Origin of the sequence: Bacillus sp. B.PNR1 (genome assembly GCF_030386235.1) — a bacterium.
GTDB lineage: Bacteria > Bacillota > Bacilli > Bacillales > Bacillaceae > Bacillus > Bacillus stercoris.
Map to the genome: position 1 here is coordinate 107,687 of NZ_JANYMN010000001.1, position 20,954 is coordinate 128,640.

Annotated in this window: 22 protein-coding genes; 19 read left to right on the top strand and 3 right to left on the bottom strand. The window is 45.0% G+C overall.

The genetic code is table 11. The annotated features are described in order from the left end of the window. The first annotated feature begins 47 nt into the window (after positions 1 to 47). From thpR to NZD81_RS00635, 5 genes are all read left to right on the top strand, one after another. The gene (gene thpR, locus NZD81_RS00615) at positions 48 to 599 is read left to right on the top strand and encodes an RNA 2',3'-cyclic phosphodiesterase (protein ID WP_172640537.1); all 552 of its coding nucleotides are present in this window, start codon (positions 48 to 50) and stop codon (positions 597 to 599) included. Between the two features lie 25 nt (positions 600 to 624). Further along, positions 625 to 1,539, top strand: a complete 915-nt coding sequence (locus tag NZD81_RS00620; protein ID WP_289859118.1) for a hypothetical protein — start codon at positions 625 to 627, stop codon at positions 1,537 to 1,539. Positions 1,540 to 1,587: 48 nt separating this feature from the next. Next, positions 1,588 to 2,517 carry a YegS/Rv2252/BmrU family lipid kinase gene (locus NZD81_RS00625; RefSeq protein ID WP_014665025.1) on the top strand — a complete coding sequence of 310 codons (930 nt, stop codon included), beginning with the start codon at positions 1,588 to 1,590 and terminating at the stop codon, positions 2,515 to 2,517. Positions 2,518 to 2,542: 25 nt separating this feature from the next. Further along, a complete protein-coding gene (gene pulA, locus NZD81_RS00630) occupies positions 2,543 to 4,699 on the top strand; it encodes a type I pullulanase (protein ID WP_289859119.1) in 2,157 nt (718 codons plus the stop codon). A gap of 179 nt (positions 4,700 to 4,878) precedes the next feature. Then, positions 4,879 to 5,676, top strand: a complete 798-nt coding sequence (locus NZD81_RS00635) for a phosphotransferase family protein (RefSeq protein WP_009967993.1) — start codon at positions 4,879 to 4,881, stop codon at positions 5,674 to 5,676. Here the strand turns inward: NZD81_RS00635 and NZD81_RS00640 are convergent, their stop codons facing one another. Continuing rightward, positions 5,677 to 5,955 carry a YtzH-like family protein gene (locus tag NZD81_RS00640; protein WP_003237926.1) on the bottom strand — a complete coding sequence of 93 codons (279 nt, stop codon included), beginning with the start codon at positions 5,953 to 5,955 and terminating at the stop codon, positions 5,677 to 5,679. A gap of 206 nt (positions 5,956 to 6,161) precedes the next feature. On the opposite strand from NZD81_RS00640, the gene trmB reads away from it, so the two are divergent. The 3 genes from trmB to NZD81_RS00655 all read left to right on the top strand — a co-directional run bounded on the left by trmB (position 6,162) and on the right by NZD81_RS00655 (position 9,501). After that, positions 6,162 to 6,803 (top strand): tRNA (guanosine(46)-N7)-methyltransferase TrmB, encoded by a 642-nt coding sequence (gene trmB, locus NZD81_RS00645; protein ID WP_014665023.1) that lies wholly within the window; start codon positions 6,162 to 6,164, stop codon positions 6,801 to 6,803. Between the two features lie 69 nt (positions 6,804 to 6,872). Beyond that, entirely contained in the window at positions 6,873 to 7,718 is an 846-nt protein-coding gene (locus NZD81_RS00650) for a YtnP family quorum-quenching lactonase (protein WP_289859126.1), read from the top strand. Between the two features lie 82 nt (positions 7,719 to 7,800). Continuing rightward, a complete protein-coding gene (locus NZD81_RS00655) occupies positions 7,801 to 9,501 on the top strand; it encodes an NAD-dependent malic enzyme (RefSeq protein ID WP_040082118.1) in 1,701 nt (566 codons plus the stop codon). Between the two features lie 52 nt (positions 9,502 to 9,553). On the opposite strand, the gene NZD81_RS00660 is transcribed toward NZD81_RS00655, so the two are convergent. Continuing rightward, positions 9,554 to 9,871, bottom strand: coding sequence for a PepSY domain-containing protein (locus tag NZD81_RS00660; protein ID WP_014477682.1), 318 nt, complete (start codon positions 9,869 to 9,871; stop codon positions 9,554 to 9,556). Positions 9,872 to 10,029: 158 nt separating this feature from the next. On the opposite strand from NZD81_RS00660, the gene NZD81_RS00665 reads away from it, so the two are divergent. Further along, positions 10,030 to 11,103 (top strand): M42 family metallopeptidase, encoded by a 1,074-nt coding sequence (locus tag NZD81_RS00665; protein WP_136654355.1) that lies wholly within the window; start codon positions 10,030 to 10,032, stop codon positions 11,101 to 11,103. Between the two features lie 56 nt (positions 11,104 to 11,159). On the opposite strand, the gene NZD81_RS00670 is transcribed toward NZD81_RS00665, so the two are convergent. Beyond that, positions 11,160 to 11,606: a YtoQ family protein gene (locus NZD81_RS00670; RefSeq protein ID WP_014665018.1), complete on the bottom strand. Its 447-nt coding sequence runs from the start codon at positions 11,604 to 11,606 to the stop codon at positions 11,160 to 11,162. A 78-nt stretch (positions 11,607 to 11,684) separates the two neighbouring features. On the opposite strand from NZD81_RS00670, the gene NZD81_RS00675 reads away from it, so the two are divergent. The 10 genes from NZD81_RS00675 (at position 11,685) to NZD81_RS00720 (ending at position 20,890) form a co-directional block, all read left to right on the top strand. Further along, positions 11,685 to 11,801 carry a hypothetical protein gene (locus NZD81_RS00675; protein ID WP_004399150.1) on the top strand — a complete coding sequence of 39 codons (117 nt, stop codon included), beginning with the start codon at positions 11,685 to 11,687 and terminating at the stop codon, positions 11,799 to 11,801. Positions 11,802 to 11,840: 39 nt separating this feature from the next. Continuing rightward, positions 11,841 to 12,164, top strand: a complete 324-nt coding sequence (locus NZD81_RS00680) for a thioredoxin family protein (RefSeq protein WP_014665016.1) — start codon at positions 11,841 to 11,843, stop codon at positions 12,162 to 12,164. Between the two features lie 14 nt (positions 12,165 to 12,178). Beyond that, entirely contained in the window at positions 12,179 to 12,988 is an 810-nt protein-coding gene (locus NZD81_RS00685; protein WP_080478262.1) for a DUF1444 domain-containing protein, read from the top strand. A gap of 15 nt (positions 12,989 to 13,003) precedes the next feature. Further along, entirely contained in the window at positions 13,004 to 13,609 is a 606-nt protein-coding gene (ytpR, locus tag NZD81_RS00690) for a YtpR family tRNA-binding protein (protein ID WP_069840134.1), read from the top strand. 159 nt (positions 13,610 to 13,768) lie between these two features. Next, positions 13,769 to 16,612, top strand: a complete 2,844-nt coding sequence (locus NZD81_RS00695; RefSeq protein ID WP_289859131.1) for a DNA translocase FtsK — start codon at positions 13,769 to 13,771, stop codon at positions 16,610 to 16,612. Positions 16,613 to 16,861: 249 nt separating this feature from the next. Then, positions 16,862 to 18,160 carry a UDP-N-acetylmuramate--L-alanine ligase gene (gene murC / locus NZD81_RS00700; protein ID WP_014665012.1) on the top strand — a complete coding sequence of 433 codons (1,299 nt, stop codon included), beginning with the start codon at positions 16,862 to 16,864 and terminating at the stop codon, positions 18,158 to 18,160. A 161-nt stretch (positions 18,161 to 18,321) separates the two neighbouring features. After that, entirely contained in the window at positions 18,322 to 18,744 is a 423-nt protein-coding gene (locus NZD81_RS00705; RefSeq protein ID WP_014665011.1) for a DUF948 domain-containing protein, read from the top strand. Positions 18,745 to 18,774: 30 nt separating this feature from the next. Further along, positions 18,775 to 19,227: a YtxH domain-containing protein gene (locus NZD81_RS00710; protein ID WP_040082123.1), complete on the top strand. Its 453-nt coding sequence runs from the start codon at positions 18,775 to 18,777 to the stop codon at positions 19,225 to 19,227. 23 nt (positions 19,228 to 19,250) lie between these two features. After that, positions 19,251 to 19,577: a bacillithiol system redox-active protein YtxJ gene (gene ytxJ, locus NZD81_RS00715; protein ID WP_014665009.1), complete on the top strand. Its 327-nt coding sequence runs from the start codon at positions 19,251 to 19,253 to the stop codon at positions 19,575 to 19,577. A gap of 236 nt (positions 19,578 to 19,813) precedes the next feature. Beyond that, on the top strand, positions 19,814 to 20,890 hold the full coding sequence (locus NZD81_RS00720) for a bifunctional 3-deoxy-7-phosphoheptulonate synthase/chorismate mutase (protein ID WP_040082124.1): 1,077 nt from the start codon (positions 19,814 to 19,816) through the stop codon (positions 20,888 to 20,890). The last annotated feature ends 64 nt before the right edge of the window (positions 20,891 to 20,954 follow it).

The following is a 20,954-nucleotide window of genomic DNA, read 5'->3' on the forward strand; positions in this document are numbered from 1 at the left end:
TCTTTATTGATAAAATAATAGCTGTTAAAGAAGGGAGTGTCAGACGGATGCCAGATATACGGCCTCATTATTTCATCGGCGTTCCCATACCTGAGGGAATTGCAAACCCGATTTACCAGGCTGCGAAAAACGAGCCGCTATTGACGTTTCAAAAATGGGTGCACCCGCTTGACTATCATATCACGTTAATTTTTCTCGGAGCGGCGGATGAGACACAAATAAAGAAGCTTGAAGGTTCGCTAGCCGAGATTGCTTCAGAAATCGATCCATTTTCAATTGAGTTTGGCAAGATAGATGTATTCGGCGACCGCAAAAGGCCGCGCGTTTTACACCTGGAGCCTAAGAAAAACAACACGCTTGAAAGGCTGAGGGAACATACAAAGCAGGCTGTGCTTCAGGCTGGTTTTCAAGTGGAAAAAAGACCGTATCATCCTCATATGACGCTGGCGAGAAAATGGACAGGCGAAGAAGGATTTCCGGCTCATGTTCCGTTTGAAAGCGGCGAGGTTTCGATGAGGGCTGAGCGGTTTTCGCTCTTTCAAATACACTTGAACCAATCACCAAAATACGAGGAAATATTCAAATTTCATTTATCTTAATTCATTGCGGAGTGGAGAAACAAACATGGCACAAATCATCAAAATTCATGATTATATATCGAGATATGAGCTTGATCCGTACCATTATATCAACCAGTTTGTACGGCTGAAAAAAGAGCGCTGGCTTTCACTGGTAGAAGCGGCGGAACGCCAGCAAGAAGAGAGGCAAGCCAGTGCTGGAGAACCGGAACCGGCGCAAAAACGAAAAAAATTTTCATTGAAAAGAAGAAAAGAAGAGATAAAAGCCGATATACAAGAAGAGAGACACCAATGGTTTGAGGATGAAGAAGATATTCATATAAGGCTCCCGAAGAGCAGGATGGCGCTTGCTTCTTTCTATAAAAGACATTTATATGATTTTCAGCTCAAATGGGCAAGCTCTACTCTTTCAGAAATATCTCAACTCTCAAACCAGGTGAAGCAGGACCGCATTTTGCGTTATCTGACCCAACAGCTGCCCGATTCTTATTTCATTATGTATAAGCCTGTGCTGAGAATTCAGCAGGCGGCGGTTGAATTAAGCATTGTGATTATTTCTCCTCTGGAAATTTATTGCGTTTCTATTTTAGAGGCCGAGGAAGACAGTGTCTACATAGGGTCTAAAAATCGTTTTTGGGACAAGAAAACAGCCTCTCAGACTGCATCAGTGTTAAATCCAGGGCTGAGCCTGTTTCGCACGGACTCTGTTGTTTCAAAGATCGTAAAGGAAAAACAGGCCGAGATTCCGGTTCGAAAATTGCTTCTGAGCAGAACGTCGTACATCGATTACCCTGAGCCGCCATACGGCTTAGAAATTGCGGATAAGCGGAGCGCGGAAGAATGGATTGAGCGGCAGAAGAAAAACACTGCTCCGATCAAACACCATCAGGTAAAGGCTGCGAAGGCTCTATTGTCTTACTGCATGTCTGACTCCCATCGCAGACAAGAGTGGCTGGAGTAAAAGAGAACGATTTGAGCGGTTTTCTCATAACATAAGCAGGTGAGAAAGATGAGCCATTGGTTTTTTATTATTAATCCGACAGCAGGACATCGAAACGGCCTGCGTGTTTGGAAGTCCATTCAAAAGGAATTGATCAAACGAAAGGTTGAGCACCGTTCGTTTTTAACTGAACATCCGGGACACGCCGAGGTGCTCGCCAGACAGATTTCAACGATACAGGAATATAAGCTGAAGCGCCTGATCGTCATTGGCGGAGACGGAACCATGCATGAAGTTGTCAACGGCCTGAAGGATGTAGACGATATTGAACTGAGCTTTGTGCCAGCGGGCGCGTATAATGATTTCTCACGGGGATTTTCTATTAAAAAAATTGACCTGATACAGGAAATTAAGAAGGTAAAGCGTCCGCTAACAAGAACCTTTCATTTAGGGAGCGTCAATTTCCTTCAGGATAAATCACAAATTCTTTATTTTATGAATCATATCGGGATTGGTTTTGACGCATATGTCAATAAAAAGGCGATGGAATTTCCGTTGAGACGGGTTTTTCTTTTTCTCCGCCTTCGATTTCTGGTGTATCCGCTTTCTCATTTGCACGCCTCAGCAACCTTTAAGCCGTTTACGTTAGCTTGTACAACGGAAGGCGAGACGCATGAATTTCATGATGTCTGGTTTGCGGTTGTATCCAACCATCCGTTTTACGGGGGAGGCATGAAGGCGGCGCCGCTAGCAAATCCCCGCGAGAAGACATTTGACATTGTAATCGTTGAAAACCAGCCGTTTTTGAAAAAATATTGGCTTTTATGTCTGATGGCATTTGGAAAACATACAAAGATGGATGGCGTTACGATGTTTAAAGCAAAAGACATTACGTTTTACACGAAGGACAAAATCCCATTTCATGCTGACGGAGAAATCATGGGCACTACCCCGTTTCGTCTGGCATCTAGTCCTGCACCCCTCAGGATCAAAACATAAACGTGTTTGGAGGAGAGAGCTTCCGATGGTCAGCATCCGCCGCAGCTTCGAAGCGTATGTCGATGACATGAATATCATTACCGTCCTGATTCCTGCTGAACAAAAAGAAATCATGACACCGCCGTTTCGGCTTGAGACAGAAACAACAGATTTTCCTCTGGCTGTCAGGGAGGAATACTCCCTTGAAGCGAAATACAAGTACATCTGCGTATCCGACCATCCTGTGACATTTGGAAAAATCCATTTCGTCAGTGCATCCAGCGGCCACAAAACCGATCTCCAAATTGGCGCGGTCATCCGGACGGCTGCATTTGATGACGAATTTTATTATGACGGAGAGCTCGGCGCCGTTTATACTGCGGATCATACCGTATTTAAAGTATGGGCGCCTGTTGCAACCTCAGCTGCAGTCAAGCTTTCACACCCCAATAAAGGCGGGCGCACATTCCAAATGACTCGCTTGGAAAAGGGCGTCTATGCTGTTACGGTCATGGGTGACCTTCACGGGTACGAGTATGTGTTCTGCATCTGCAACAATTCAGAGTGGGCGGAAACCGTTGACCCGTATGCAAAGGCCGTGACAGTAAATGGAGAGAAGGGCGTCGTCTTGCGCCCGGATCAAATGAAATGGACTGCTTCGCTTAAGCCATTCTCAAACCCTGTGGATGCCGTCATCTATGAGACGCACCTTCGCGACTTCTCCATCCATGAAAACAGCGGCATGATCAACAAGGGAAAATACTTAGCATTAACGGAAACTGATACACAGACCGCCAATGGCAGTTCTTCTGGACTGGCGTATATAAAAGAGCTTGGTGTTACACACGTCGAGCTACTGCCGGTGAACGATTTTGCCGGAGTTGATGAAGAGAAGCCGCTTGATGCTTATAATTGGGGATATAACCCGCTTCATTTCTTTGCCCCGGAGGGAAGCTATGCCTCAAACCCTCATGATCCTCAAACGAGAAAAACAGAGCTGAAACAAATGATCAATACCCTGCATCAGCACGGTCTGCGAGTCATTCTGGATGTTGTTTTTAACCATGTGTATCATCGCGAGAATTCACCCTTTGAAAAAACAGTGCCCGGTTATTTTTTCCGGCATGACGAATTTGGGATGCCGTCAAACGGCACTGGCGTTGGCAATGATATTGCATCAGAAAGAAGAATGGCGAGAAAGTTCATTGCGGATTGCGTGGTCTATTGGCTTGAAGAATACAATGCCGACGGCTTCCGCTTCGATCTGCTCGGCATTTTAGATATTGACACCGTGCTTTATATGAAAGAGAAAGCAATTAAGGCAAAGCCCGGAATCCTGTTTTTTGGAGAAGGATGGGATCTGGCTACACCGCTGCCGCATGAACAGAAAGCTACTTTGGCGAACGCACCAAGAATGCCCAGTATCGGTTTTTTTAATGATATGTTTCGTGACGCTGTAAAAGGGAACACCTTTCACCTCATGGCAGCAGGGTTTGCACTCGGCAGCGGTGAATCAGCGCAAGCTGTTATGCACGGGATTGCCGGCTCTTCCGGATGGAAGGCATTCGCCCCGATTGTTCCGGAACCAAGCCAGTCCATCAATTATGTTGAATCACATGACAATCACACCTTTTGGGATAAAATGAGCTTCGCGCTTCCTCAAGAAAATGACAGCCGAAAGCGAAGCAGGCAAAGGCTTGCAGCCGCAATTATTTTGCTAGCCCAAGGGGTGCCGTTTATTCACAGCGGCCAGGAATTTTTCCGGACGAAGCAGGGAGTGGAAAACAGCTATCAATCCAGTGATAGCATCAACGAGCTGGACTGGGATCGGCGTGAAACGTTCAAAGAAGATGTTGACTATATCCGCAGGCTGATCTCGCTGAGAAAAGCGCATCCCGCATTCCGTCTCAGGTCCGCTGCAGACATCCGGCGCCATCTTGAATGTTTGACGCTAAAAGAACACTTTATCGCATACAGGCTTTATGATCTCGACGAGGTTGACGAATGGAAAGATATCATTGTTATCCATCATGCGAGTCCGAACTCTGTCGAGTGGAGGCTGCCAAACGATAAACCATATCGGCTTTTATGTGATCCATCAGGATTTCAGCAAGACCCGGCAGAAATTAAGAAAACGGTTGCAGTAAACGGCATCGGAACAGTTATCTTATATTTAGCATCAGATCTTAAGAGTTTTGCTTGACGAAGTTTGTGCTATAGCGCTAAAATTTAAAGGACGGCTATTGATTAGCATATGAGACTCTCAATAGCTGTCTTTTTTATTTTCATACGATTCGTACGAAAAAGGCGCTCGCTGGATAGACTAGAGACGATTCGCCTTTATTCTAAAATATTTTAAGAAATGATGGGTTGAACATTGATATGAACTGGTTGGGACAATTACTAGGTAGCGATTGGGAGATCTTCCCCGCCGGAGGAGCTACAGGAGATGCATATTATGCGAAACATAACGGGCAGCAGCTTTTTTTAAAACGTAATAGCTCACCTTTTTTAGCTGTTTTATCCGCCGAAGGCATTGTTCCGAAGCTGGTTTGGACAAAACGGATGGAAAATGGGGACGTCATTACGGCCCAGCACTGGATGACCGGCAGAGAGCTGAAGCCTAAAGACATGAGCGGACGGCCCGTTGCTGAATTGCTTCGTAAAATACACACATCAAAAGCCTTGCTGGACATGCTGAAGAGACTTGGAAAAGAACCGCTGAACCCGGGGGCTCTTTTGTCTCAGCTGAAGCAGGCTGTATTTGCTGTGCAGCAATCTTCGCCGCTGATTCAAGAAGGGATCAAGTATTTGGAAGAACACCTGCATGAAGTGCATTTCGGTGAGAAAGTCGTTTGCCATTGTGATGTCAATCATAATAACTGGCTATTGTCTGAAGACAACCAGCTGTATTTAATTGACTGGGACGGCGCCATGATCGCTGATCCGGCGATGGACCTCGGACCTTTGCTGTACCACTATGTCGAAAAGCCAGCTTGGGAGAGCTGGCTGAGCATGTACGGCATAGAGTTGACAGAAAGCCTTCGGTTGCGAATGGCTTGGTATGTGTTATCTGAAACAATCACTTTCATTGCCTGGCATAAAGCAAAAGGCAATGACAAGGAATTTCATGATGCAATGGAAGAACTGCATATCCTCATGAAACGAATTGTTGACTAATCAGGAATACGAATCCATTTGCTCTACCCATTGAGACAGGCTGTTCTGATGCTCTTGTATGTGTGAGTCGATGGATTTGGACGATATTCCTGATTGGCTGTAGCGGTAAACATCCTCAAGCACGTTTTTAAAATTTGAATCAAGCTCGGTGTTTGCCATCAGTGATTTAATCACACGCTCAAGCTGCTCGTACTCTGCGACTGTTCCGCAGCAGTCCAATTGATGGTCAGTCAAGATATCCTTCAATAAATGAACTTGATGCTCATAATGTAAACCCATAACGGTACACATCCCTTCAGTATCATACGGGTTAAATTGTTCAAAACAGAGCGTTTTTATACATGTGAATGGAGTGTTCCAGCAGACGGGACCCTCTTTTTTTATGCACTCGGCCTTAAGAGAGATACACTGGAAAAACGAGCTTGCGGGTCTTTTTAATTCATGGTATGTTGTTAGTCGAAATAATAGATAGAGGTGTCAATCATATGAGAATGCGCCACAAGCCTTGGGCTGATGACTTTTTGGCTGAAAACGCAGATATTGCCATCAGCAACCCTGCTGATTATAAAGGGAAATGGAACACAGTGTTTGGCAACGACAATCCGATCCATATCGAGGTTGGTACAGGAAAAGGTCAATTTATTTCTGGGATGGCCAAACAAAATCCCGACATCAATTATATTGGTATTGAGTTATTTAAAAGCGTCATCGTGACAGCCGTCCAAAAAGTAAAAGACAGCGAAGCGCAGAATGTAAGGCTTCTGAATATAGATGCGGACACGCTGACGGATGTGTTTGAGCCGGGTGAAGTGAAACGGGTCTACTTGAACTTTTCTGATCCTTGGCCGAAGAAACGGCATGAAAAACGCCGCTTGACATACTCCCACTTTCTCAAAAAATATGAAGAAGTAATGGGAAAAGGCGGAGCGATTCATTTTAAAACCGACAACCGAGGTTTGTTTGAGTACTCTTTGAAGAGCTTCTCTGAGTACGGCCTGCTGCTGACATACGTCAGTCTCGATTTGCATAACAGCAATCTGGAAGGCAATATTATGACAGAATATGAAGAAAAATTCTCTGCACTCGGCCAGCCGATCTATCGGGCTGAGGTTGAATGGAGAACGTAAAGACAGACTCTGACAGGAGTCTGTTTTTTTTATGGCCCGTTTGCTACCATGATGACAGGGGGGATGAAAATGGAAACAATGAAAATTGGAAACATCACGTTGACCTGGCTTGACGGAGGCGTGACGCATATGGATGGAGGGGCGATGTTCGGCGTCGTTCCAAAGCCGCTTTGGTCTAAAAAATACCCAGTCAATGAAAAAAACCAGATTGAACTAAGGACAGACCCCATTTTGATTCAAAAGGATGGGCTTAATATCATCGTTGACGCCGGAATTGGATCAGGCAAGCTGACTGATAAACAAAAACGAAACTATGGCGTGACACAAGAGTCGAATGTGAAACCATCATTAGCTGCACTCGGGTTAAACGTTGCCGATATAGATGTGATCGCAATGACACACCTTCATTTTGATCATGCATGCGGTTTAACGGAATATGAAGGTGAACGGTTCGTCTCTGTCTTTCCGAATGCGGTGATTTATACATCAGCTGTCGAATGGGATGAAATGCGCCATCCGAATATCCGGTCGAAAAATACGTATTGGAAGGAAAATTGGGAGGCTGTAGCCGGCCAAGTCAAAACCTTTGAGGATTCTTTAACCATCACAGAGGGGATTACCATGCATCACACCGGAGGCCATAGCGACGGGCACAGTGTCCTGATATGCGAGGATGCGGGTGAAACTGCTGTACATATGGCAGATCTAATGCCAACGCATGCCCACCGCAATCCGCTTTGGGTTCTGGCTTATGATGATTACCCGATGACCTCTATTCCGCAAAAGCAGAAATGGCAGGCGTTCGCAGCAGAAAAAGACGCTTGGTTTATTTTTTATCATGATGCCGAGTATCGCGCCCTTCAATGGGAGGAGGACGGAAGCATCAAAGAGTCAGTCAAGCGAATGAAGCAATAGCATATTTTTATGTTTACCCTGCATGTTTTCCGGCTAATAATGCAAACCTAGTACTAATTATGCTCAGAAAGGAAGAGGCAGGGTGAAACAATTCAAAGTAACAAACGAAGGAGACATTCAAACAACATTAAGAGGCCTTGAAGTGCTCTCTGTTCCTTTTTTGAACAAAGGTGTCGCTTTTACTGAGGAAGAAAGAAAAGAACTTGGTTTAAAAGGCTTTCTGCCGCCTAAGGTATTAACAATTGATGATCAGGCGAAAAGAGCGTATGAGCAATATTCCGCACAGCCAGACGATTTGAGCAAAAATGTTTATTTAACGGCGCTGCACGATCGGAATGAAACGCTGTTTTACCGCCTGTTAAATGACCATTTAGGGGAAATGCTTCCGATTGTCTACACACCGACAGTTGGAACGGCCATCCAGAGATACAGCCATGAATATAGAAAACCACGAGGGCTCTATCTGTCAATCGATGACCCGGACGGTATGAAAGAAGCCTTTAAACAGTATAAAGATCAAAGCGATACGATCGATTTAATAGTTGCAACTGATGCGGAAGGAATTTTAGGAATCGGTGACTGGGGCGTCGGAGGAATCGCGATTTCTATCGGCAAGCTGGCGGTTTATACGGCGGCTGCCGGCATTGATCCGAGCAGAGTGCTTGCTGTTGTTTTAGATGCGGGGACAAATCAGGAGAGCCTCCTGAACGATCCGCTTTATGTCGGCAACCAGCATTCCAGAGTGCGCGGGGAACGCTATGACCAATTTATTGACGACTACGTTGCGCTGGCGAGAGAGACATTTCCGAATGCATTGCTGCATTGGGAGGATTTCGGAGCGAAAAACGCGCGAAGCATTTTGAAACGCTATAAAGATAAAGTTTGTACGTTTAATGATGATATCCAAGGGACAGGCGCTGTTTCTTTGGCGGCAGTCTTATCCTGTGCAAAAGCGTCTAAAGTTCCGCTGAGGGATCACAGAGTTGTTATATTCGGAGCAGGAACGGCTGGAATCGGAATTGCCGAACAGCTGCGGGAAGCATTGGTGCGTGAGGGGCTGAGTGAGGAAGAATCATATCAGCGCTTCTGGTGCATAGACAGAAACGGACTGTTGACAGATGATATGGATCAGCTTCTTGATTTCCAAAAGCCGTATGCACGTTCGGCTGATGAAGTGAAGGATTATCAGCGGAATGGAGATGGCGGAGGCATTGATCTCCTTGAAGTGGTCCGTCAGGCGAAACCGACAATCCTGATCGGGACGTCTACGGTTTCAGGTGCTTTTACTGAAGAAATTGTCAAAGAAATGGCGTCACATGTGAAACGGCCGGCGATTTTGCCAATGTCAAATCCGACAACTCTTTCTGAAGCAAAGCCGGAGGATTTAATCGAATGGACAGAAGGCCGTGCGCTGATCACGACAGGAAGCCCGTTCCCGCCAGTGGAGTATAATGGCGTAACGTATCATATCGGCCAAGCGAACAACGCGCTTGTCTTCCCGGGGCTTGGTCTTGGAACGATTGTCACCAAATCAAAATTAATTACAGACAGCATGTTTGAAGCATGCGCCCGGGCGATCGCAAGTATGGTCAATGTCGGGGTGCCTGGCGCGCCGATGCTTCCGAAAGTAGAGGATTTGCGGACTGTATCGGCAACCGTTGCGGTTGAAGTTGCAAAAACCGCAATGAAGGAAGGCGTTGCGACAGAAGAGCCTGAAGACATTATACAGGCTGTGCAGGATGCGATGTGGTATCCGGTATACAAACCGATTCGCGCGATATAATAAAAAAGAGCCGCTGCGTAGGCAGCGGCTTCTATTTTATGCTTGTCCGGTGTTAAGAAGCGATTGTATCAATGACATCTACAATTTCCCCCGTTTTCGCATCCACCATGACTTCATATTGTTCTAATTCTCCGAAAGCTGATCGTGTAATGCCGGTTTTGTATACCTGTACCGTTTCTCCGTTAATATTGTAAGGCTCCGGCTGGGTGTAAATCCATGATCCGTCAATCGGGCCCCGCTGCTTAAAAGCGGATTTTACAATTCGAAGCGCTTTTTCTGAAGAAATATAAGGCTTCATCACATATTGTTTCACAACGACAGCCGTACAAATTCCAAGTCCTGCTCCTAAAAGAAGATGACGCAATTTCAAAATAAAGCACCTCCTGGTTGATCGTACTTTTCATTATACAGAAACAGCCAAAACCTGTTAAGCAATACGCGGCTGATTGAGCAGATTCGGTCAGGGTGCTTGGAAAACTTGATTGTTTCTAATAAAATAAAAGGACTACATAGAAATGAGGGGAAAACATGAATCAAGAAACGAAAGCGCTTTTCCAAACACTGACGCAGCTTCCCGGCGCGCCGGGCAACGAGCATCAGGTTCGTGCTTTTATGAAGCAGGAGCTAGCCAAATATGCCGATGACATCGTTCAGGACAGACTGGGAAGTGTTTTCGGAGTCAGACAAGGCGCAGAGGGTGCACCGAGAATTATGGTAGCCGGGCACATGGACGAAGTCGGCTTCATGGTGACATCCATCACAGACAACGGGCTACTCAGATTCCAGACACTCGGAGGCTGGTGGAGTCAGGTTTTGCTTGCGCAGCGGGTTGAAGTTCAAACAGATAACGGGCCGGTTCCGGGTGTGATTTCGAGCATACCGCCGCATTTATTGACAGATGCACAGCGAAACCGCCCGATGGATATCAAAAACATGATGATCGATATTGGAGCGGACGATAAGGAAGACGCCATCAAAATCGGCATAAAACCGGGACAGCAGATCGTGCCTGTCTGTCCGTTTACGACGATGGCGAATGAAAAGAAAATTTTATCAAAAGCATGGGATAACAGATATGGATGCGGTTTGAGCATTGAACTTTTGAAGGAATTACACGGTAAAGAGCTTCCAAACACGCTCTATGCGGGTGCAACGGTTCAGGAAGAAGTCGGGCTAAGGGGGGCACAGACGGCTTCTCACATGATTAAACCGGACTTATTTTTCGCCCTTGATGCCAGTCCGGCAAACGATATGAGCGGAGACAAAAATGAATTTGGCCAGCTTGGAAAAGGCTTTTTGCTGCGTATTCTTGACAGAACGACAGTCATGCATCGCGGAATGAGGGAATTCGTTCTTGATATGGCTGAAACGCATGATATTCCATATCAATATTTTGTATCCGGCGGGGGAACAGACGCAGGCAAGGTTCATATTTCGAACAGCGGCGTTCCGTCAGCGGTTATCGGAATTTGTTCCCGCTACATTCATACAAACGCTTCTATCATTCATATTGATGATTATGCTGCTGCTAAGGAAATGCTCATCAAACTTGTAACAGCCTGCGATAGACAGACGGTAGATGCAATTAAGAAGAATATGTAGAATTTATATAAAAGCTTGTTGAACGAGCAGTAAGCCCGGTTCGACAAGCTTTTTTCTTATTCTGTTTCAAATAGATAGGAAAGGGCCTTAATGGCTTGGTTGACGGTTTCCACCGTAATATTCGCTTTATTGGAAAGCTCTTTTAATGGATGGTGGAGTGATTCCGGCCGGATGATAATCAGAGGTTTTCCTTTTGCGATCGCATATGATGCATCCATTGCCGTGTTCCACTGTTTGTATTTTTCGCCAAACAGGGCGATCACAAAGTCTGCTTTATTCATCAGGACGGCGGTTCTGAAGTTGTTGATGTCAGAGGCTTTGTCATCCTTCAAAACGGCATTTGGCTGTACGCCCATAATGTCTTCACCAATATTGTCTGAGCGGTCATGATTCTCCATCGGGCCGACAAACGTAATCGGCAGCTTCAGCGATTTTGTTTTCTCTTTGATTTCCTCGCGCCAATTGCTGTGGATTTCTCCTGCTAAATAGACGATAAACTCCATACTAAAATCCCTCCTTATGTATGTCCAGCTGTAAATTTTACCCTCATGTACACGATGTTAAACGAAACGAGCTTGATAATGCAAATAAAATATGATAATGATAATGGGAAAGCCAATCTTACATATTCATTCGTTGCATATAAGTGGTTTTGCCTCAAGCAGTTTGGTATGATCCAAATGGACGAGTATCGATAAACAAACATGTAAGAACATAAACAACTGGAGGGATATGAAATGAAAAAAATTGAATCAACTCAAGAGCTGGAAAAAGCGGTACAGGATGACTGGGCTGTATTTATGTTTTCTGCCGACTGGTGCCCGGATTGCCGTTTTGTAGAGCCTTTCCTGCCTGAACTGGAAGCGGATTTTCCTGAATTCACCTACTATTACGTAGACCGTGACAAATTCATTGATACATGTGCAGAGTGGGAAATTTACGGAATCCCAAGCTTTGTTGTTTTTAATGAAGGAAAAGAAGTAAATCGTTTTGTAAGCAAAGACCGCAAAACAAAAGAAGAAATCGAACAGTTTTTAACAGATTCTCTCGCTAAAGCGTAAAGGAGGACATCGGTTTGAAAATGACCTCAAGGAAGCTGTCAGATATACTGAAACAGCGCCTTCAGCACGAGAATCGCTCCTTTCTGTTTGACAGAGAAAAAGACACTCTCCGTGTTGAGGATCAAACGACAAAAAAAGGGATTACGCTCGATTTGCCGCCGATTATTGCGAAATGGGAACTGAAAAAAGACGAAGCCATTGATGAGATCGTGTACTATGTTTCCGAAGCAATGACGGCAATGGAAGGGAAGGCTCAGGAAATGACCGGGAAAGAAACTCGCATTTATCCGGTCATCCGCTCGACTTCCTTCCCGGACAAGTCCAGCGAAGATATCCCGCTCATTTATGATGATCATACCGCAGAGACAAGAATTTATTACGCGCTCGATCTCGGGAAAACATACCGTTTAATTGACCAGCGCATGCTTGAGAAAGAAAACTGGACAAAAGAACGGATCAGAGAGACGGCCGCATTTAATCTCCGTTCTCTGCCGACGGTTGTCAAAGAGGATACGGTTGCCGGCAATTACTTCTATTTCTTCAGGGCAAACGATGGATACGACGCCAGCCGGATTCTGAACGAGGCGATTTTAAATGAGTACAAGCAGCGTGCAGAAGGGGAGCTAGCGATCTCTGTTCCGCATCAGGACGTTCTGATTCTTGCTGACATCCGGAATGAATCAGGGTATGATATTCTAGGACAAATGTCGATGAGCTTCTTTGCAGGCGGCACCGTTCCGATTACCGCTCTTTCATTTTTGTACAATGAAGGAAAGCTGGAACCGGTGTTTATCCTGGCGAAAAGCCGTCCGAAAAAGGATTAGAAAGGATTTTTACTTATGAACGCTTTTTATAATAAAGAAGGTGTGGGAGACACGCTCCTGATCTCACTTCAAGATGTGACACGTGAACAATTAGGCTATGAAAAACACGGCGACGTCGTCAAAATTTTCAATAACGAAACAAAAGAAACAACGGGCTTCAACATTTTCAATGCGTCTACTTACTTGACCATTGATGAAAACGGCCCTGTTGCGCTCTCAGAAACATTCGTGCAAGATGTGAATGAGATTTTAAACAGAAACGGCGTTGAAGAAACATTAGTCGTTGATTTATCTCCGAAGTTTGTTGTGGGTTATGTAGAATCAAAAGAAAAACATCCGAATGCCGATAAATTAAGCGTATGTAAAGTCAATGTAGGAGAAGAAACGCTTCAAATCGTCTGCGGCGCCCCTAACGTTGACCAAGGACAAAACGTTGTCGTTGCCAAAGTCGGCGCTGTGATGCCTAGCGGACTTGTCATTAAGGATGCAGAGCTTCGCGGCGTTCCGTCAAGCGGAATGATCTGCTCAGCGAAAGAGCTTGATTTGCCTGACGCCCCTGCTGAAAAAGGGATCCTTGTGTTAGAAGGAGATTATGAGGCGGGAGAGGCATTTCAGTTTTAGACTCCCATAAATCCGCCCAAAAAAACGAATCATGTGAAAAGCCGCTAAGCCCCTGTTTAGCGGCTTTGTTTCTGCTGATAGCTTAATCTTTTCTGGGCCGACCAGCAGTGGTATACTAAAAACCGTCCCAGAAAACTATAAGGGAGTTAGAGATAAATTATGAGTTGGCTTCATAAATTTTTTGATTTGTTTTTAGGCGAGAGCGAAGAGGATGCTGAACGGGAGACAAAACCCGCTCAAATTCCGCAGCAACAAGAGGTGCATCATCCTGAAGGACAATTAAAAAGATTGGAAGATCCTAAAATATATTATGAATATCCAAAAGGCAAGTTCCGTTTTCCAGTCGTGCCTGATGGATACAAAAATCATGACCTGAGAAGGCGCCGCGAACCATCGGTCGAACCGAAATCCGCGCCTCGTCCAAGCGCTGCACCTTACAGAGAGCGTCCCAGCAATGAAAAAGAGCAGCATACATATCAATCATCAGAGCCGGCGAAGAAACCGTTTAAACCGACAAATATCCCTTCGCCAATCTATGGATTCAATCAAAAACCATCCGTTAAAAAGGATGTGCCGAAAAAGCCTTCTGAAACATTGAACGAACCGGATAAACCGGTAAAAGAGAAGGTAACATTGCTGTCAGAAGAGATCGAACGTGAACGCGGCTATCCTGCTTCAGACACACAGGCGCACTCCAAAAAAGAAAATCCTTTCTTTCCGGATATCCAATTTGAAAAACAGCCTTCTGGCGTTTTAAACAGAAAGGATACAGAGCGTGATGGGGCACCAGGTAATGAAGTGCCATTTGAATCAGGCGCTCAACAGCCGCAAAAAGAGAAGTCTTTCTTTCCAGCTGAACATGCCGAAGGGCAAGCAATGCCTGAGATACTCACAGATACGGCGAATGAAGGCCTTTCAGGCAGTGAAGTAAGCCGCGAAGACATCATGCCTGCATCGGCTGAGGAAGAACAAAGGGAAGAGCAGGCAGAGCAATTTGAAGAGCCTGTTTTCTCTGCTGAACTTGATGAAGAGCAAACAGCCCCTGAATCTCTGGCAGAGGCAGCATCTGAGGAGGAAAAATCAGAAGAGCCGTCAGACAGCACAGTATACAATCATCACGAAAACGCGGCAGAAGGTGCTGAGTCTCCGTTCGTTCAAGAAGAACAAATGGAATTTCATCAGGAAGAGCCTTCATTATTTACTGATGACGAGCATTCATCTGGAGCTCTGGATCAAACAGAAACCGAGGCGGAAGAATTAGAAGAGCCATCAGACAGCATAATAAATAATCAGTATGACATCCCGGCAGAATCTAAGGAAACGAAGATAGATGTTCAGCCAGACAGCCATACAGAGCTTGAGGAAACTGATCGGATGGACCAAGCTTCCAAACCGCTTTCTGCAACCCATGAAAACCGGCAGGAAATCCGGGCAGGCAAACCTCACGAAGCTTCAAAAGAGCCGAAACCAAGGCCTGGTGTGCAAGAGAACAGGTCCGAACAAAACGCACCTTCTCAAAAAGGGCCATCCGTTCCTTTTAATGTCATGATGCTGAAAAGAGATACGCATAAACAGCAAAAAGCAGAGGAACGCCGCGGCAGCTATGTATTTCCGAATGTTGCACTGCTAGATGTCCCGCCAGCGCAGGTCCAAGATGATACTGCGTGGATCGAAGAACAGCGTCAGCTTCTTGATTTGACCTTGAAAAATTTCAATGTCCGCGCCAATGTCGTCCATGTAACCCAGGGGCCGTCTGTCACGAGATTCGAAGTGCATCCTGAACCAGGTGTAAAGGTGAATAAAATCACCAACTTGTCTGATGATATTAAGCTCAGTCTCTCAGCAAGAGATATTCGGATTGAAGCGCCGATTCCGGGGAAAAACACGATCGGGATTGAAGTGCCGAACCGCACGAGCAAGGTGGTTGATTTGCGCCAAATGATTCGCAGCTCAGCTTTCAGGACAAGCAAGTCACCGCTTACGGCTGCGCTGGGATTAGATATTTCGGGAAATCCTGTCGTTATCGACTTGAAGAAAATGCCGCATGGCTTGATTGCCGGCGCCACAGGCTCGGGAAAAAGCGTATGCATCAATACAATATTAGTCAGCCTGCTTTATAAAGCTGATCCGAGTGAGGTAAAGGTGCTGCTGATTGATCCGAAAATGGTAGAGCTGGCTCCTTACAATAAAATTCCTCACCTCGTCAGTCCGGTCATTACTGATGCTAAAGCGGCTACAGCTGCTTTGAAATGGGTCGTTGAGGAAATGGAGCGCCGCTATGAGCTGTTTGCCCATTCAGGTGTCCGTGACATTGACCGCTTTAATCAATTAACCGGGGAACACCAAATGGGTGAAAAGCTGCCGTATTTAGTTGTCATTATTGATGAGCTTGCAGATCTGATGATGGTAGCGCCAAACGATGTGGAAGAAAGCATAGCGCGGATCGCCCAAAAAGCAAGAGCATGCGGTATCCATCTTCTCGTCGCAACTCAGCGTCCGTCAGTAGATGTCATTACAGGCCTGATTAAGGCGAATATCCCGACGAGAATCGCCTTTTCTGTTTCAAGCCAGGTTGATTCCCGAACAATTATTGACATCGCCGGTGCAGAAAAGCTTCTCGGAAAAGGGGATATGCTCTTTTTGGAAAACGGCTCGGGAAAACCGGTCCGTCTGCAAGGTAACTTTGTGTCGGATCGTGAAATCGACCGCGTTGTTTCTCACGTCAGAAACCAAATGCCGCCAACCTATTTATTTGAACAAGAAGAGCTCGTAAGACAAGGATCAGCCCTGAAAGAAGAGGATGAACTGTTTTACGAAGCGTGTGAGTTTGTTGTAGAGCAAAACAGTGCAAGCACTTCAAGCCTGCAGAGAAGATTCAGAATCGGTTACAACCGGGCGGCAAGGCTGATCGATATGATGGAAGCGGAAGGCATGATCTCAGAGGCAAAAGGAAGCAAACCCCGTGAGGTGCTGATCACCGCAAGTGATTTAATAAACGAATAATATGGGTTCATTTTCACACCAAACATGGTATGATAGTGTTTAGAGCATTTAACAGATATGCCGCTTTACAGCAGCTGCGCATAGACAAATCTTGATATCTAGGTTTAATCGGAAAGAAATAACCGGATACTGAACATAACAAAACATATAAAATACGCCGCTAAGGGAGGCTTTTCACCCGCCGCGGTCGCAAATTGAAATGAGCGTCATATACTGGGGAACAGATAGACGTTTGTTGGAGGTACAATTATGACTGTTTATCATTTTGTTGGAATAAAAGGGACAGGTATGAGTCCGCTTGCCCAAATACTTCATGATAATGGATATACTGTCCAAGGATCGGATATCGAAAAATTTATTTTTACGCAAACAGCGCTTGAAAAAAGAAATATTACGATTCTTCCTTTTAGCGCGGAAAATATTAAGCCCGGCATGACAGTTATCGCCGGAAATGCATTCCCAGACACGCATCCAGAAATAGAAAAAGCGATGTCTGACGGAATTCCGGTGATACGTTATCATAAGTTTTTAGGCGACTACATGAAAAAGTTCACAAGTGTTGCCGTTACAGGTGCACATGGCAAAACGTCGACTACGGGTTTGCTGGCTCACGTGATCCAAAATGCAAAACCGACGTCTTTCTTAATCGGAGACGGAACAGGCCAGGGAAATGAAAACAGCGAATACTTTGTGTTTGAAGCGTGTGAATATCGCCGCCATTTCTTAAGCTATCAGCCAGACTACGCGATCATGACGAATATTGATTTTGATCACCCTGATTACTTCTCAAGCATTGACGATGTATTTGACGCTTTTCAAGAGATGGCTCTTCAAGTCAACAAAGGCATTATCGCCTGCGGAGACGATGAGCATCTGCCGAAAATCCATGCGAACGTCCCGGTTGTGTATTACGGCACAGGGGAAGAAAATGATTTTCAAGCCAGAAACATCGTAAAAAGCACGGAAGGGACAACTTTCGATGTCTTTGTCCGCAATACGTTCTATGATACGTTTTATATTCCTGCGTACGGCCACCACAATGTATTAAACTCATTGGCGGTCATTGCGTTATGCCATTATGAAGAAATTGATTCCAGCATCATTAAGCATGCTCTCAAATCCTTTGGGGGCGTCAAACGCAGATTCAATGAGAAGCAGCTAGGGGATCAAGTGCTGATTGATGACTATGCTCATCACCCGACAGAAATAAAAGTGACAATTGAGGCGGCAAGACAGAAATATCCTGATCGTGAAATTGTTGCGGTATTTCAGCCTCATACATTTACGCGAACGCAGCAATTCCTTGACGAATTTGCAGAAAGCCTGAGCGGCGCTGACTGTGTGTATTTATGCGATATTTTCGGCTCAGCCCGTGAAAATGCTGGAAAGCTGACGATCGGCGATCTGCAGGGGAAAATTCATAATGCCAAGCTGATTGAAGAAGATGACACTTCTGTTTTAAAAGCTCATGATAAAGCCGTTCTCATCTTCATGGGGGCAGGAGATATCCAAAAGTATATGAGAGCCTACGAAAACGTCATGGCATAATAAAAAGCAGTGATCTCACTGCTTTTTATTTATCTGACGAGAAAGCTTATTAAAGGATTTTCTTACATAACGGAGAATAGTATGTATACAGCCCAGTACACATGTTTATGATTGAAGAAAACGGGTAAACAGCAGTATATCCTGCAGCAAGGAGGTTTGAGATGATTATTATTCTTTATTTGAGCGTTGCACTCATCGCAATTGCATTTCTCGTATTAGTGATCTACTTGTCTAAAACATTGAAGTCACTGCAGCTGACACTAAAACACGTCGCATCCACTCTTGAAGGGCTGGAGGGACAAATGAAGGGCATCACAACTGAAACAGCCGAGCTTTTACATAAGACTAACCGCCTGGCTGAAGATATTCAGGAAAAATCAGAAAAGCTGAACACGGTCGTTCATGCTGTTCAAGGGGTGGGAACTTCTGTACAGCAGTTCAATACATCCATGAAACAGGCGGCAGGGTCTGTATCGGCATCAGTTAGAGAAAATCAAGACAAGATCAATCAAGTTGTCACATGGAGCCAAGCAGCAATGGAAATTTGGGAGAAATGGAAGCAAAAGAAAAAATCAGCTCTGTAAGAGAAAAAAATACCTAGAGGAGGAATAATGATGAGCAAAGATGGAATTAATAGTAAAGATTTTTTAATCGGAACTTTAATCGGGGGAATCATCGGTGCCACTACAGCTCTTTTTCTAGCGCCTAAATCAGGCAAAGAACTTCGCGACGATCTCGGCAGCCAAGCGGTTGCATTACGGGACAAAACAGATAAAATGACGGCTGATGCGAAGGAAAAAGGCACGCAATATGTCAGCATCGCAAAAGACAAAACTTCCAACATCACACAGCTTGTAGCGGATCAGTCTGGGCAGATCATGAACAAGGTAAAGGATTTAAGAGACCGTTCCAAATCTGACAAAACGGATTCATCAACAATGCAAGATATGAAGGAAGAAGCGATGCAGGCAGCTGGCGAAACAAAAGATCAAGTCCTCCAGGCGAAAGAAGATGTAAAAGACGAACTGAAAGATGCACAAAAACAGGCTGAGCATATGAATCGCTGAGCAGGGAAGGAAGAGCTTGAATCATGGCTAAACAGCTTATTCAATCTGAAGAAGAATTTAAACGGATTGCAGAACAGGAAGGCGCTTTTGTCTTCTTTAAACACAGCACCACATGCCCGATCAGCCAGGCAGCATTTCATGAGTTTGATGCCTTTGCAAATCAGCATGAGGATGTGCCGGCTTACTATCTTCAAGTACAAGAAGCCCGGCCGCTGTCAAATTTCATCGCAGAAACATATGGGGTAAAGCATGAAAGCCCTCAAGTATTCATCATTCAGAACGGTGAAGTGAAATGGCATACCTCACATTCACAAATTACAGAGGCTGCCATTGAGCAGCATTTGTCATAGAAAAAAGCGTCCAGATATCTTCTGGCGCTTTTTTTTTGTAAAAAACCCTTGAACATTGCCCTCACATCATGTAGGATAGCTTCATAGATTACTTTATCACTTAAAAGCGTTTGGGTAATAAAGTAGAGTTTTTATAAAATTTTTTGTATTTCAGTATTTCCATTTGGAATTACTTATAGTAAGATGCATGATAACTACAAAATAAAAAATGAATGTGCAGGGAAAGGATGAAAAAAATGAGCAACACAGAGTTAGAGCTTTTAAGGCAGAAAGCAGACGAATTAAACCTACAAATTTTAAAATTAATCAACGAACGCGGAAATGTTGTAAAAGAGATCGGTAAAGCGAAGGAAGCACAGGGTGTCAACCGATTTGACCCTGTCAGAGAACGCACTATGTTAAACAATATCATTGAAAACAATGACGGTCCGTTCGAAAATTCAACCATCCAGCACATTTTTAAAGAGATATTCAAAGCCGGTTTAGAGCTTCAAGAAGAAGATCACAGCAAAGCGCTGCTTGTCTCCCGCAAGAAAAAACCTGAAGATACAATTGTTGATATTAAAGGCGAAAAAATCGGAGACGGCCAGCAAAGATTCATTGTCGGCCCATGTGCGGTAGAGAGCTATGAGCAAGTAGCTGAAGTGGCTGCAGCTGCGAAAAAACAAGGCATTAAAATTTTGCGCGGTGGAGCCTTTAAGCCTCGTACGAGCCCATACGATTTCCAAGGGCTTGGCGTAGAAGGCCTTCAAATTTTAAAACGTGTAGCGGATGAATATGATCTGGCGGTTATCAGTGAAATCGTAACGCCGGCTCATATCGAAGAAGCGCTTGACTACATTGATGTCATTCAAATCGGAGCGCGCAACATGCAAAACTTCGAATTGCTGAAAGCTGCCGGTGCAGTGAAAAAACCAGTGCTTCTGAAGCGCGGCCTTGCAGCAACGATCTCTGAATTCATCAATGCTGCTGAATACATCATGTCACAAGGAAATGACCAAATTATCCTTTGTGAGCGAGGAATCAGAACATACGAAACAGCAACGAGAAACACGCTTGATATTTCAGCTGTGCCGATTTTGAAACAAGAAACGCATTTGCCGGTCTTTGTTGATGTTACGCATTCAACAGGCCGCCGTGACCTCTTGCTTCCGACAGCTAAAGCTGCTTTAGCGATCGGTGCAGACGGCGTCATGGCTGAGGTTCACCCTGATCCGTCAGTCGCGCTTTCTGACTCTGCTCAGCAAATGGCGATTCCTGAATTCGAAAAATGGCTGAATGAACTGAAGCCAATGGTGAAAGTCAACGCTTAATTGAACAATCCAAAAGGCCGCGCCTGCGGCCTTTTTTTATGCTTTCTCGTTTATTTAGTTATAA